Origin of the sequence: Pseudomonas akapageensis, from assembly GCF_011355085.1 — a bacterium.
Lineage (GTDB): Bacteria > Pseudomonadota > Gammaproteobacteria > Pseudomonadales > Pseudomonadaceae > Aquipseudomonas > Aquipseudomonas akapageensis.
Map to the genome: position 1 here is coordinate 94,033 of NZ_VXCP01000017.1, position 14,270 is coordinate 108,302.

The window sequence follows — 14,270 nt, forward strand, 5'->3', positions numbered from 1 at the left end:
AAAGTCCGAATCTATGTCTTATTTGCGGTTGTCATACACATGACAAGCCTTGCCCTCAGACCGCTTGATCGAGAACATCGGCTGCAAAACGATACGCGAGCTGATCCCGATATAGGTCTTGATGTGCCGGCTCAGCTCGGCGCATACCGCTTTCTGCTGGTCTTCACCCAGGTGCTGATGTTCAGCCTTGAGCTCCACATGCACATCGATGCTGTCCAGGTTGCCGTTGCGATACAGATGAATCTCGTAAGACTCGGAAAGCTGTTTGACTTTCAGTACCTGCTCTTCGATCTGCGTCGGGAACACGTTGACCCCACGAATGATCAGCATGTCATCGCTGCGCCCGGTGATCTTGTCGATGCGGCGCATCGGGCGGGCGGTGCCGGGCAGCAGGCGGGTCAGGTCGCGGGTCCGATAGCGGATCATCGGCAGCGCTTCCTTGCTCAGCGAGGTGAACACCAGCTCGCCCAGTTGGCCGTCGGGCAGCACTTCACCGGTCACCGGATCGATGATTTCCGGGTAGAAGTGGTCTTCCCAGATGGTCGGGCCGTCCTTGGTCTCGGCGCATTCCATGGCCACGCCCGGGCCCATGATTTCCGACAGGCCGTAGATGTCCAGGGCGGTGATGCCCATGCGCGCCTCGATGGCGCTGCGCAGCTCGCCGGTCCACGGCTCGGCGCCGAAGATACCCAGGCGCAGGGCCAGCTTGTGCGGGTCGATGCCCTGGCGCTCGATTTCGTCGGCGATGTTGAGCATGTACGACGGGGTGACCATGATGATGTCCGGCTGGAAATCCTTGATCAACTGGACCTGCTTTTCGGTCTGGCCGCCGGACATCGGGATCACCGTGCAGCCCAGGCGCTCGGCACCGTAGTGGGCGCCCAGGCCGCCGGTGAACAGGCCGTAGCCGTAGGAGATGTGCACCTTGTCGCCCTTGCGTCCGCCAGCGGCGCGGATCGAGCGCGCCACCACGTTGGCCCAGGTGTCGATGTCGTTCTGGGTGTAGCCGACCACGGTCGGCTTGCCGGTGGTGCCGCTGGAGGCGTGCAGGCGCACCACGTCATGCATGGGCACGGCGAACATGCCGTAGGGGTAGTTGTCGCGCAGGTCGGACTTGGTGGTGAACGGGAACTTGGCCAGGTCTTCCAGGGTTTTCAGGTCGTCCGGGTGCACGCCCAGTTCGTCGAAGCGCTGGCGATAGATCGGCACGTTCTGGTAGGCATGGTTCAGGCTCCAGCGCATGCGCTCGAGCTGGTGATGGCGCAGCTCGTCGATGCTGGCGGTTTCCATCGGGTCAAGCACGGTGGCATTGGAAATTTGCATGTTCATGAGTTCACTCGAATTGTTTTTGTGTAGCAGCCCGTTTTCACGGGCTTGAGTGCATGGGAGCTAGAATACGCCACCATCCATGGGCAAACGCGATTCTTTAGGCTTTGTACGAAAAGTGCCTGCGCGTCGATCATGCTGCGTTAAAAACAGGCTCGGAATGCTCATTTACAACCAGTAAACTGCGCTTCCTCGCCTGTTTTTGCCTTGCCTGATCGCCGCTCGGCGACTTTTCGTGCAAACCCTAGTCCTGTAGCCTTTCAATAATCAGTGCGATGCCCTGGCCGACGCCGATGCACATGGTGCAAAGGGCGTAGCGGCCCCGGCGTTCTTCCAGTTCGTTCAATGCCGTGGTCACCAGGCGCGCACCGCTCATGCCCAGCGGGTGGCCCAGGGCGATGGCGCCGCCATTGGGGTTGACCCGGGCGTCGTCGTCGCCAAGTCCCAGCTCGCGCAATACCGCCAGGCCCTGGGCGGCGAAGGCTTCGTTGAGTTCGATCACGTCCATGTCGGCCAGGCTCAGGTTGGCCAGCTCCAGCACCTTGCGGGTCGCCGGGACCGGGCCGATGCCCATGATGCGAGGCTCGACGCCGGCGGTGGCCATCGCCACGACGCGGCCACGGGCCTTGAGGCCGTAGCGTTGTGCCTGTTCGGCGCTGGCCAGGAGCAGGGCGCAGGCGCCGTCGTTGACGCCCGAGGCGTTGCCGGCGGTGACGCTGCCGCCTGCGCGGAACGGCGTGCCGAGTTTCTGCAGCTGTTCCAGGGTGGTGTCACCGCGTGGGTGTTCATCCTGGGACACCACTTTGGCCGGCCCTTTGCGCTGGGCAATTTCCACCGGGACGATTTCCTTGGCCAGGCGGCCGTTGGCCATGGCGGCGGCAGCGCGTTGCTGGCTGCGCAGGGCGAAGGCGTCCTGGTCGGCGCGGGAAATGTTGAATTGCTCGGCGACGTTTTCAGCGGTTTCCGGCATGGAGTCGATGCCGTACTGCTTCTGCATCAGCGGGTTGACGAAGCGCCAGCCAATGGTGGTGTCGAACAGCTCGGCCTGGCGCGAGAAGGCCTGGTCGGCCTTGCCCATTACCAGAGGCGCGCGGGACATGGATTCGACGCCGCCGACCAGCATCAGGCCGGCTTCACCGCAACGGATGGCGCGGGCAGCGCTGCCGATGGCGTCCAGGCCCGAACCGCACAGGCGGTTGAGGGTGGTGCCCGGCACGCTGACCGGCAGGCCGGCGAGCAGGGCCGACATGCGCGCGACGTTGCGGTTGTCTTCGCCGGCCTGGTTGGCGCAGCCGTAGATGACGTCGTCAACGGCGCTCCAGTCCACTTGCGGGTGGCGCTCCATCAGGGCTCGCAGCGGCACCGCGCCGAGGTCGTCGGCGCGCACGCTGCTCAGGGCGCCGGCATAGCGACCGATGGGGGTGCGTACCGCATCGATGATCAGGGCGTCTTTCATTCGGTGGTCTCCTGCGCCAGCACGGTGCCGCGCACTTTGTAGGATTTGCCATGGAACAGGGCGATCAACTGGCCCTGCTGGTTTGCGATGCGTACGTCATAGTTGCCGGTGCGGCCGCTGCGGCTCTGCTCGATGCACTCGGCGGTCAGCGTGTCGTCCAGATAGGCCGGGGCGACATAGTCGATGCTGCAGCCGATGGCGACGGTGGCGTCGTTGTAGCTGTTGCAGGCAAAGGCAAAGGCCGAGTCGGCCAGGGCGAACAGGTAGCCGCCGTGGCAGGTGCCGTGGCCCTGGAGCATGTCTTCGCGCACAGCCATGGCGACCCGAGCTGTGCCCGGTCCGGCCGCGAGCAGGCGCATGCCCATGCGCTGGCTGGCCTGGTCACGGTCGAACAGCGACTGGGCGCAACGGCTGGCGAGGTTCATGGCGTCATTCATGGAAGGGCTTCCCCTCGGCCAGTTGACGGCGCAGTTGCAGCGAAGGGCGATAGCGCTCTTCGCCGTAGCTGGCCTGCAGGTTGGCCAGCACCGCGGTGACATTGCCGATACCGATGCTGTCAGCCCAGGCCAGCGGCCCGCGCGGGTAATTGACCCCGGCGCACATGGCCAGGTCGATGTCGGCGGCCGAGGCGACGCCTTGCAGCTGGGCGTCGGCGGCTTCGTTGGCAAGCATGGTGACAGTGCGCAACACGCACAGGCCAGGGCTGTCGCGCAGCGGGCTGACGGCAATGCCGATATGGGCGAGCAGCGCCACGGCCTGGTCGATGGCCAGTTGGCTGGTGCCGGCCGACCAGGTGATACCCAAGCGGGTTGCCGTGCCGTAGTCCAGCGCCAGATCCAGCAGAATCAGGTTGCTCAGGGCGTCTTCGCGCACGCGCTGGCTGGCCAGGCGACCATCGCTCAAGGCCAGCACCGCATCGCTGACCCGCAGCAGGCCTGGGCCGTCGCGCTGAATGATCGGCAGGTCATGCTGGCACAGGCGCTCAAGTAGAGGGGTCAGTGGGCCGAGATCGCCTTCGACGATCACGCTCTCCACCTTGGCATTGCTGGTCAGTGTTCTGGCCTGCGGGCGCTCGGCGCCTTCGCTGTAGTCATAGAAACCACGTCCGCTCTTGCGGCCCAGATGGCCGGCATCGACCAATTCCTTCTGGATCAGCGAGGGCTGGAAACGCATGTCCTGGTAATAGGCGTCGAACACCGAGCAGGTCACGGCGTAGTTGACGTCGTGGCCGATCAGGTCAGTCAGTTCGAAAGCGCCCATGCGAAAGCCACCGGCCTCGCGCAGCAAGCCGTCGAGGGTGGCGCAATCGGCCACGCCTTCCTGCAGCAGGCGCAGGCTTTCGGCATAGAAGGGGCGGGCGACGCGGTTGACGATAAAGCCTGGGGTTGAGCGGGCGAATACCGGTTTCTTGCCCCAGGCCCGCGCGGTGGCGTGCACGGTGGCGGCCACATTGGCATCGCTGGCCAGGCCGCAGACCACTTCGACCAGGGCCATGATCGGCGCCGGGTTGAAGAAGTGCATGCCGACCATGCGCTCGGGGTGGGCGAGCTCGGCCGCAAGGCTGGTAATCGACAGCGACGAGGTGTTGCTGGCCAGGATGCAGTCTGTGCTGCACAGGCTTTCCAGCTGGCGGAACAGGTCGCGCTTGACCTGCAGGTTCTCGACGATGGCCTCGATCACCAGGCTCGCATCGGCGAGGTCCGCAATGGCATCGGCCGGTTGCAGGTTGGCCATGCAGGCCGAATAGGCGCTGGCGGCCAGCTTGCCGCTTTCGACCCGTTTGGCCAACTGCCGCTCGATCCCGGCGATGGCCTGGGCGGCGGCGCCCGGACGGTTGTCGTGAAGCTTGACCGGATGGCCGGCCTGGGCCGCGACCTGGGCAATGCCGGCGCCCATGGCGCCGGCGCCGATCACGGCGACGATGGCGTTGCTGTTGAGTGCTGGCATGGTCTCAGCGCCCCTTGAAGCTTGGGCTGCGTTTTTCCATGAAGGCGCTGACGCCTTCGCGATAGTCCTCGCTGCGCCCGGCCAGGCGTTGCAGGTCGCGCTCCATGTCCAGCTGCTCGTCGAAGCTGTTGTTGAAGCTGGCGTTGAGGCTGCGCTTGATCAGGGCCAGGCCGTAGGTCGGCTGGGTGGCCAGATGACGGGCCAGTTTCAGCGCTTCTTCACGCAGTTCGCTGTCTTCCACCACGCGGTAGATCAGGCCCCACTGCGCCGCCTGTTCGGCGCTCAGGCGTTCGCCCAGCAGTGCCAGGGCCTTGGCCCGGGCCATGCCGACCAGGCGTGGCAGGGTCCAGGTACCGCCCGAATCCGGGACCAGGCCCAGCTTGCAGAACGCCTGGATGAAACTGGCCGAACGCGCCGCCAGGACCAGGTCGCAGGCCAACGGGATGTTCGCGCCCGCGCCGGCGGCCACGCCGTTGACGGCACAGATGACCGGCATCGGCAGGTCGCGCAACTGGCGGATCAGCGGGTTGTAGAACTTCTCGATCGACTCACCCAGATCCGGCGCGGCGCTGCCCGGGGCGACGTTGCGGTCGGCCAGGTCCTGGCCTGCGCAGAAGCCACGGCCTTCGCCGGTCAACAGGAGCACGCGGACTTCGCTGTTCTGGCGAACCTGCTTGAGGGCTTCACGGACTTCGCCATGCATCTGCGCGTTGAAGCTGTTGAGCTGGTCCGGGCGGTTCAGGCTGAGGGTGGCAACGCCAGCCTCGATGGAAAACAGGATGTGCTCGAAATTCATGGTGGCTGTCGCTCTCACAGGTCGATCGATTCGGATGGCGTTAGGGCTTACTGCCCGGTGAACGTTGCGCGGCGCTTTTCCTGGAAGGCGCGGATGCCTTCCTCGCGGTCGCGGGTGCCGGCCAGCAGGGTGAAGGCGTGACGCTCGAAGCGCAGGCCGCTGGCAAGGTCGGTGTCGAAGGCCTTGAGCAGCGCTTCCTTGGCCAGGCGTACGGCCAGCGGTGCCTTGGCGGCGATGGTCTGGGCAATCTGCAGGGCGCGCTCGACGGTCAGTTCCGGCTGGGTGACTTCGCTGACCAGACCGGCCTGTTGGGCCTGGCGGGCAGTGATGGCTTCGCCGGTCAGGACCATCTGCGTGGCCAGGGATTTGCCGACTGCGCGCAACAGCCGCTGGGTGCCGCCGGCACCGGGCATGATCCCGAGGTTGATTTCCGGCTGGCCGAACTGGGCGTCTTCACCGGCAATGATGATGTCGGCGTGCATGGCCAGTTCGCAGCCGCCACCCAGGGCAAAACCGTTGACCGCGGCGATCAGCGGCTTCTTGAAGCCAGCGATGCGCTGCCAGTGGGCCAGGCGCGGATCGTTGAGGATGCCGACCAGGTCGCGTTCGGCCATTTCCTTGATATCGGCACCGGCGGCGAAGGCCTTGCGGCTGCCGGTGATGACTACGGCGCCGATGGCCGGATCGTTTTCCACGGCGTCCAGTTCGGCCGCCAGCTCGCCCAGCAGCTCGGTGTTCAGGGCGTTGAGCGCCTGGGGACGCTGCAGGGTGATCAGGCGAACGGCCTGGTGCGTTTGCACGGCAAGGGTTTGTGGCATGAAAACTGTCCTCGCGGGGCAGGCCCGACATCAGGGCTGGCTCAATGGTTGGGGCGGCGGGGGTGGCCGTTTTGCTGGAGTATACGCATAAAGCGATACAAAACAACAAGTCAAAAATTAAATAACGTGTCCTGTTGTCGGTTTGTCGTGCGGGTTTGGGTTGGGGGAGAGGTGTCTTTGATTCAGGCAATGTGTCCGTATTTACTGGGTGTAAGCGCTTTTACTGGCAGGTTTTAAAGAATCGACCGACGGGTTTTTCATCTGATACAGCTTTGACCGCTTTCCTGAAACAAATCGATGTGATACAAAATAATCACAAAATCATATCGCTTTGCAGCGCAATCCGCAGAGCGCCGTCTATCAAGGACCACCTTCATGCCAATGTCGCCTCGTCACGCTGCCCTCGAATTGTTCGAACATCACCGTCAGACCCTCGAGCGCGCCGTCCAGGCGATTGCCGAGCGCGGCCATTGGTCGGCCTACCCCGAGAACATCAAGCAGTACCCGCAGGAAAAGGTGCAGGGTGCCGAGGCCGGCTTCCAGGCGCTGATGGGCAAGCACTTCCAGTTGCAGGGCCCGGCAGCGGTGTCCCGGGCGGGGGCGGAGCGTTCGCCCTATGGTTTCGATCTGGGTATCACCTACGACCAGTACGACGCAGAGGCCCTGCTCGAGCGCATGAGCCAGGCCATGCCGAGCTGGCGTGATCTTGGCGCCCAGGGGCGACTCGGCGCTTGCCTGGAAATGCTGGCACGGCTCAATGACCTGAGCGCGGAAATGGCCTATGCCGTGATGCACACCACCGGCCAGGGCTACATGATGGCGTTCCAGGCCGGCGGCCCCCACGCACAGGATCGCGGCCTGGAAGCGCTGGCCTATGCCAGCCGGGCCATGGCCGAAGTGCCGGATGCGGCGCGCTGGAACAAGCCGGTCGGCAAGCAGACCCTGGTGCTGGACAAGCAGTGGCATGTGGTCGGGCGCGGGCTGTCGCTGGTGGTGGCCTGTGCCACCTTCCCGACCTGGAACACTTACCCTGGACTGTTCGCCAGCCTGGCCACCGGTAACCCGGTGCTGATCAAGGCGCACCCGGCCGCCATCCTGCCGGTGGCGATGACCGTCCAGGTGGCCCAGCAGGTGTTGGCGGAGCTGGGCCTGGACCCGGCGCTGGTGAGCCTGGTGGTCGATACGGTCGAGGCACCTGTCAGCCAGGTGCTGGCCCTGGATTCACGAATCAAGCTGGTCGACTTCACCGGTTCCAACGCCTTCGGCAACTGGCTGGAAAACAATGCCCGCCAGGCCCAGGTCTTCACCGAAAAGGCCGGCGTCAACAGCGTCATCATCGACAGCATTGCCGATCTCAAGGCCGCCACCGGTAACCTGGCGTTGTCCCTCAGCCTGTATTCCGGGCAGATGTGCACCACGCCGCAAACCTTCTATGTACCGCGCACCGGGATCAAGGCCGGCGACAGCCAGCTGAGTTTCGACCAGGTGTGCCAGACCCTGGCCCAGGCCGTCGAAGGCTTCCTCAGCGACAACGACCGAGCTTGCGGCGTGCTGGGGGCGATCCAGTCGCAGGTCACCTTCGAGCGCGTCGATGCCTGCCGCGATCTGGGCGAGATCCTGCTCGACAGCCAGGTCCGCGTACACCCGCAATTCCCGGAGGCCCGGGTGCGCACACCGCTGCTGCTCAAGGTCGATGCCAGCCAGCGCGATGCCTTCGCCGAGGAACGCTTCGGCCCGATCAGCTTCATCGTGGCGACCGACAGCACCGAACACAGCCTGCAGCTGGCCGGTGAAGTCATTAAAGAGAAGGGCGCCATGACCCTGGGCGTTTACTCCACCGACGACGCGGTCATCGAGCGCGCCGAACAGCTGGCGCTGGACGTGGCGGTGGCGCTGTCGATCAATTTCGACGGCGGCTTGCTGGTAAACCAGTCGGCGGCCTTCAGTGATTTCCATGCCACCGGCGGCAACCCGGCGGCCAATGCTTCGATCACCGACGCGGCCTTCGTTGCCAGGCGTTTCGTGGTGGTGCAAAGTCGCCGGCACGCGACCCTCACAGGAGAGTAAGCATGACCTGCTACAGCCTCGACGGCCTGACCCCGGTAATCGATCCGACCGCCTACGTGCACCCTTCGGCCGTACTGATCGGCGACGTGATCATCGGCGCCCACTGTTATGTCGGTCCGTTGGCCAGCCTGCGCGGCGACTTCGGCCGGATCATCCTCGAGGAAGGCGCGAACCTGCAGGACACCTGCGTGATGCACGGCTTCCCCGACAGCGACACGGTGATCGAGCGCAATGGCCATATCGGTCACGGCGCCGTGCTGCACGGCTGCCGCATCGGTGCCGATGCGCTGGTGGGCATGAATGCGGTGGTGATGGACGCGGCACATATCGGCGCGCGCTCCATCGTCTCGGCGACGGCCTTCGTCAAGGCCGGCTTCACCTGCCCCGAGCAGTCGCTGGTGATGGGTGCGCCGGCGATCATCAAGCGCCAGCTCAGCGACCAGGAAGTGGCCTGGAAGCAAGCCGGCACTCGTGAGTATCAGGAGCTGGCCCAGCGTTGCCTGACCCGCTTGCAAGAGTGCGAGCCGCTGGCGGAACCAGAGCCCGACCGGCCACGGATCAGCGACAGTGGCTTTAGACCCAAGGCTGCTTCTTCGTGAGACCCAAGAACGGGTATATTTCCCCTTTTTCCTGTCCGGAACGCCCATGTCGTCCCTAACGCCACTGAATTACCTGATCACCCGCTTTCAGCAACAGACGCCGATTCGCGCCAGTTCGCTGATCATCACCCTCTATGGCGATGCGATCGAGCCCCATGGGGGAACGGTGTGGCTGGGCAGCCTGATCCAGTTGCTCGAGCCCATGGGCATCAACGAACGGCTGATCCGCACCTCGATCTTCCGCCTGACCAAGGAAAACTGGCTGACCGCCGAAAAGGTCGGGCGACGCAGTTATTACAGCCTGACCGGCACCGGCAGGCGTCGTTTCGACAAGGCCTTCAAGCGGGTCTACAGCAGCGCGCCCCAGGCCTGGGACGGCTCCTGGTGCCTGGCCATGCTTACCCAATTGCCCGCCGACAAGCGCAAGCAGGTTCGCGAAGAACTGGAATGGCAGGGTTTCGGCGCGATTTCGCCGGTGATTCTTGCCTGCCCCCGTGCCGACCGCAGTGACGTCAATGCCACCCTGGTCGACCTGGGCGTGCAGGAAGAGACCATCCTGTTCGAGACCACCGCCCAGGACGTGCTGGCCTCCAAGGCCTTGCGCATGCAGGTGCGCGAGAGCTGGAACATCGAAGAACTGGCGGCCCACTACAGTGAATTCATCCAGCTGTTCCGCCCGCTCTGGCAAGCACTGCGCGAGCAGGAGCAGCTGTCGCCGGAGGATTGCTTCCTGGCACGCATCCTGCTGATTCACGAGTACCGCAAATTGCTCCTGCGCGACCCCCAGTTGCCGGACGAACTGCTCCCGGGCGACTGGGAAGGCCGTGCCGCACGGCAGCTGTGCCGCAATATCTACCGCCTGATCCATGCCAAGGCCGAACAATGGCTGGGCACCGCCCTGGAAACCGCCGACGGTCCGTTGCCGGATGTGGGCGAAAGTTTCTATCGGCGGTTCGGCGGGTTGAAATGAACTGAGCGCAGGGAGCACAGGGTTCAGGAAAACAGGGCGTTAAAAATAAAAACAGCGCATAGGCGCGAGAGGTTGGCGATGATGAGTTCTGCCGCACTAAACCATGAACGGCTCGATCATTGGCTCCACAGCATCAACCGGATCTGTGGGGCGTTCGATGCCCAGGCGCTGGGCTCGCAATTCTGCGGCGACATCCGCGAATTCAAGAGCGGAGCGCTGAAGGCCAGTTTCGTCGATGCCCGCCAGGCCCGGCTGTATCGCAGTGAGCGCGAATTGGCGGCCGGCGAAGGTGGTAAATACTTCGCGGTGTTCCAGCTCGACGGCAGCGCGGCGATGGCCCAGGACGATCGTCAGGTGGTACTGGGCAGCGGCGACATCACCCTGATCGATGCCGACCGGCCCTGTGATTTCACCTACAGCGACAACTCCCGGCAGCTGTCGCTGATCCTGCCCCATGACATGGTCGAGCAGGCACTGCGTTTTTCCCGGGTGCGTTGCGGCGAGAAGATCAGCGCCAGCTCGCCGATTGCCGTGCTGTCGCATCGCTTGATCATGGAAACCACCCGCCAGCCCACCCTGAGTCTTGCGGAAAGCGAAGCAACCCTGGAAGCCATCGTCAGCCTGTTGCGCCCGGCCATTGGCCGTACCCAGGAAGAGGTCGACCCCCACGAGCGCATCATGCGCAAGACCCTGGACTTCATCGACCAGCATATTCGCAGCGAGGAACTCTGCCCGGAGCTCCTGGCCAGGGAAGTGGGGGTGTCGGTGCGCGGGCTCTATCGCCTGTTCGCCAAGAAGGGCCTGGTGGTGGCGCAATACATCAAGAACCGGCGCCTGGATTTCTGCGCCGAGTCCCTGCGCCAGTTCGGCGCGGAACAGAAGCTCTCCGCGCTGGGCTATTCGTGGGGCTTCACCGATTCGAGCTACTTTTCGACAGCGTTCAAGGGGCGCTTTGGCGTTTCGCCAGGTGAATACCGCAAACGCTACGCCTGAGCCTGCTGGTGCTGCAGCAGACGATTGCCGAGGGCTTGCAGGCTGCTTTCGAGGGTGGCGATCAATGAGCGGATTTCGCTCGTCGCCAGGCCTGCGCTGACACCCTGCTCAAGCTGCTCGCAGTGGCCGACCACGGTACGAGCCTTGACCATGCGCGCGCCGCCCTTGATCTTGTGCACCAGATCCGCGAGGCCTTCGAGGTCTTCGCCGCCCCGGTAGGCCTGCAGCGCCAGAAGCTCCTGCTGATTGCTGCGAGTCAGTTCCTTGAGCAGGCGCTCGATCAAGGCCGGATCACCCAGGGTCAGTTGCCTGAGATTGTCGAAACTGAAATCGCTCTCCGTGTGCGCCAGGGGTGGCGGTTCTGTGTTGGCCGCCGGAGACGTCTGCAGATGGCGGCCAAGTTCGGCCAGCCCGATCGGTTTGAACAGGCAGTCGTTCATGCCCGAAGCCATGCAGCGCTCGCGCTCGCTGGCCTGGGCGTTGGCGGTAAACCCGAGGATCAGACAGGGTACCAGGCCACGTTCGCGTTCATGGGCGCGAATGGCGCGGGTCAGTTCGTGGCCGTCCAGCACCGGCATGTTGCAGTCGGTGATGATCACGTCGAACGGTTGGGCAAGCCAGGCTTGCAAACCGAGGGCGCCATCTTCGGCCTGGCTGACGCTGTGGCCGAGAAAGCTCAGTTGTTTTTCCAGCAGCATCAGGTTGGCCGGATAGTCGTCCACCACCAGGATCCTCAACGCCGCCGTGGCCATGTCCGACGCCTCGGGCGTCGCTGTGGCAGAGGCCATGGGGGCTGCGACCAATGGCAGGGTCAAGGCGATTTCGACGCGGGTTCCCAGGCCCAGGGCGCTGCTCAGGGTCAGCTTGCCGCCCATCATTTCGCAAAGCGTCCGGCAGATTACCAGCCCCAGTCCCGTGCCATGGCGCGACGGCTGTCCGGCGGCCTGGGCGAAGGGGTTGAACAAGCGCGCCTGGTCCTGGGCGGTAATGCCTATGCCGGTGTCTTCGACCTTCAGGCGAATCTTCAGGTGTTGTCGGTCGGAGTCGGTTTCGCCCTGGAGGGCGCCTTCCAGTGTGAGACGGACGGTGCCACGGTCGGTAAATTTGATCGCATTGCTCAACAGGTTCGACAGTACTTGCTTGAAGCGCAGCGGGTCGAGCAGCACCCAGGAGGGTAGGTCGGGCTGGATATCGAGCTGCAGGCGCAGACCCTTGTGCCGGGCGTTGCCCTCGAACACGCGCGCCGTGGCTTCGATCAGGCGCGGCAGTTCGGCAGGCACAGGGTTCAGGCTCATGTGGCCGGACTCGATGCGGACAATGTCGAGGATATCGCCGATCAACTCGAGCAGACCCTTGGCGCAGTCGAACGCGACCTGCAAGGCGAAGCGGTCGAGTTGACCCTGGTCGGCCTTTTTCATGGCGATTTCGAGCATGCCGATGACCGCATTCATCGGTGTGCGGATCTCGTGGCTCATGGTCGCCAGGAAGGTTGTCTTGGCGCGGCTGGCCTCGTCTGCCTGGTCCTTGGCCACATGCAGCGCTTCGAGCAGGCGCTTGCGTTCGTTGAGCTGGACTTCCAGGGCCTGTTCGGCCAGGGCGCGCTCCTTGATCAACTTGCGCAGGTAGACGTTCCAGACCACGAAAGCCAGCAACAGCAGCCCCGCGCCGATCACGATCTGCAGGATCAAGGTGCGGTAATTGCGCCACAGGCTGTCGCTGATCACGGCATTGGTGCGCCAGCGGTTGGCCAGTTGCGTCATTTCGTCGGGGGGGATGCTCAGCAGGGTCTTGTCCAGGATCGACAGCAGCTCGGTCGAGCCCGTCGCGGTGGCAAACGCCGAGGTCGCCGGCGTATTGCCCAGGGTCGAGACGATCCGCAGGCGGTCCTTGAACAGACGGCTGACGAAGTAGTTGGCACTGATCTGTGTGTTGAGCGCGGCATCGGCGCGATTGCGCACCACCATTTCCATGGCATCGAGGGCATCTTCTGCCTCGATCAGCTGCACTTGCCGATAATGCTGCGAGAGGTAGTGCATCAACGGCGTGCCACGGATCACGGCCAGGCGCTTGCCCTGCATCTGCTCGATGCCTTGCGGGCTGTCGCTGCGGGTACTGCTGATCAGCACATAGGAGTTGGCCAGGTAGGGCCGGGTAAAGCTCAGGTCTTGCTGGCGGGCATTGCTGCGGCTCAGGGCGCCTATCATGTCGGCCTTGCCGCTGCGGACCTGATCGATCATCGCCTGCACCGACCGTGCGGTACTGACCTCGAACTTCAAGCCGGTGCGCAGGCTGATCTGCTCCAGCACGTCAGCGGTAATACCGCGAAAGCGATCATCGTCATCGTAAAACGTCAGCGGTGCATAGCTGTCGTTGATCACCACGCGCACCACCGGGTGGTTGTCGATCCACTGCCGTTCGGCCTGGCTGAACTGCAGGGCCGTGCGGCTGAGCAGCATGCTGGTGCTGCCACCGCTCCAGCGCCGCAGAATGCTCAGACGATCGCTGTCGCTGATGCTGTGCAGGGCAGCGTCGATGACCCGCAGCAAGGTCGGGTTATCGCGTTTGAGGGCAAAGGCGTAGGCCTTCTGCTCGCGCTTGATGAAATGTGAAAGCTGGACACTGCCCAGGAAGTTTTTGCTGATCAAGTAGTCGGAACTGATGGCGTCGCCCAGGTAAGCGTCGGCGCGGCCAAACGCGACGGCGGCAATCGCGTTCTGGATCGAGGGGTACAGGTGCAGGCGGGCATTGGGGTAGAGGGCCTGGACCTCCGCGTGCGGCAAGTAATGATCGACCATGGCCAGGTCGATGCCGTCGAGCGGGTCGTCGGCATCGCGGGTCTTGCCCACGGGGGTGACGATCACCGGCTGGTCATCGGCATAGGGCAGGCTCAGGATCAGGTCCGCATCGGCGACTTCAAAGGTGTTGGCGCTGCCCAGCAGGTCGATCTGTCCGGCATGCAGGGCTTCGATGGCCTCGGCACGGTTGGCATAGCGCAAGACTTCGATGCGTACCCCGAGCATATCGCCGAGCAGGCCGGCATAGTCGGCGGTCAGGCCTTCGTAGTCGGACTCGCTGATGGTGATGTCCAGGGGCGGATAATCGGGGGCCGAGGTGCCCAGGCGCAGCACCTGCTTGCGCGCAAGCCACAGCTGGTCGGCGCTGGCCAGTGCGGGCCTGCTGTCGGTCATCGAGCGGGCGAGCAAGTGTCGGGGTTGCGCAGGCTCAGCCAGGGCAGGCGGGGCGATGCCCTGGATGCCGAGCGTGATCAGGGCGATGAACAGGTAGGCATGCATGGGAC

11 protein-coding genes are annotated in these 14,270 nt (G+C 64.1%); 4 read left to right on the plus strand and 7 right to left on the minus strand.

Annotated elements, in window-relative coordinates:
• Positions 1–18 precede the first annotated feature (18 nt).
• The 6 genes from paaK to paaF form a co-directional block, all read right to left on the minus strand.
• Positions 19–1,329, minus strand: a complete 1,311-nt coding sequence (gene paaK, locus F2S13_RS13905; RefSeq protein ID WP_166361689.1) for a phenylacetate--CoA ligase PaaK — start codon at positions 1,327–1,329, stop codon at positions 19–21.
• A 241-nt stretch (positions 1,330–1,570) separates the two neighbouring features.
• Positions 1,571–2,782 (minus strand): 3-oxoadipyl-CoA thiolase, encoded by a 1,212-nt coding sequence (gene pcaF / locus F2S13_RS13910; RefSeq protein ID WP_166361691.1) that lies wholly within the window; start codon positions 2,780–2,782, stop codon positions 1,571–1,573.
• Entirely contained in the window at positions 2,779–3,219 is a 441-nt protein-coding gene (gene paaI / locus F2S13_RS13915; RefSeq protein WP_166361693.1) for a hydroxyphenylacetyl-CoA thioesterase PaaI, read from the minus strand. The genes pcaF and paaI overlap by 4 nt, the downstream gene beginning before the upstream one ends.
• Positions 3,212–4,729: a 3-hydroxyacyl-CoA dehydrogenase PaaH gene (paaH, locus tag F2S13_RS13920; protein WP_166361695.1), complete on the minus strand. Its 1,518-nt coding sequence runs from the start codon at positions 4,727–4,729 to the stop codon at positions 3,212–3,214. Before paaH ends, paaI begins: the two co-directional genes overlap by 8 nt.
• 4 nt (positions 4,730–4,733) lie before the next feature.
• Positions 4,734–5,525, minus strand: a complete 792-nt coding sequence (gene paaG / locus F2S13_RS13925) for a 2-(1,2-epoxy-1,2-dihydrophenyl)acetyl-CoA isomerase PaaG (protein ID WP_166361697.1) — start codon at positions 5,523–5,525, stop codon at positions 4,734–4,736.
• Positions 5,526–5,572: 47 nt separating this feature from the next.
• Entirely contained in the window at positions 5,573–6,343 is a 771-nt protein-coding gene (paaF, locus tag F2S13_RS13930) for a 2,3-dehydroadipyl-CoA hydratase PaaF (protein ID WP_166361699.1), read from the minus strand.
• A gap of 375 nt (positions 6,344–6,718) precedes the next feature.
• On the opposite strand from paaF, the gene paaN reads away from it, so the two are divergent.
• From paaN to feaR, 4 genes are all read left to right on the plus strand, one after another.
• Complete coding sequence (paaN, locus tag F2S13_RS13935) at positions 6,719–8,410, plus strand: phenylacetic acid degradation protein PaaN (RefSeq protein ID WP_166361701.1); 1,692 nt, start codon at positions 6,719–6,721, stop codon at positions 8,408–8,410.
• Between the two features lie 2 nt (positions 8,411–8,412).
• Positions 8,413–9,009, plus strand: coding sequence for a phenylacetic acid degradation protein PaaY (paaY, locus tag F2S13_RS13940; protein ID WP_166361703.1), 597 nt, complete (start codon positions 8,413–8,415; stop codon positions 9,007–9,009).
• A 46-nt stretch (positions 9,010–9,055) separates the two neighbouring features.
• Complete coding sequence (gene paaX / locus F2S13_RS13945; RefSeq protein WP_166361705.1) at positions 9,056–9,979, plus strand: phenylacetic acid degradation operon negative regulatory protein PaaX; 924 nt, start codon at positions 9,056–9,058, stop codon at positions 9,977–9,979.
• Between the two features lie 78 nt (positions 9,980–10,057).
• On the plus strand, positions 10,058–10,972 hold the full coding sequence (gene feaR, locus F2S13_RS13950; protein WP_166361707.1) for a transcriptional regulator FeaR: 915 nt from the start codon (positions 10,058–10,060) through the stop codon (positions 10,970–10,972).
• On the opposite strand, the gene F2S13_RS13955 is transcribed toward feaR, so the two are convergent.
• Positions 10,963–14,265, minus strand: a complete 3,303-nt coding sequence (locus tag F2S13_RS13955; protein WP_166361709.1) for a transporter substrate-binding domain-containing protein — start codon at positions 14,263–14,265, stop codon at positions 10,963–10,965. The two genes, feaR and F2S13_RS13955, sit on opposite strands and share 10 nt — an antisense overlap.
• Positions 14,266–14,270: the final 5 nt, after the last annotated feature.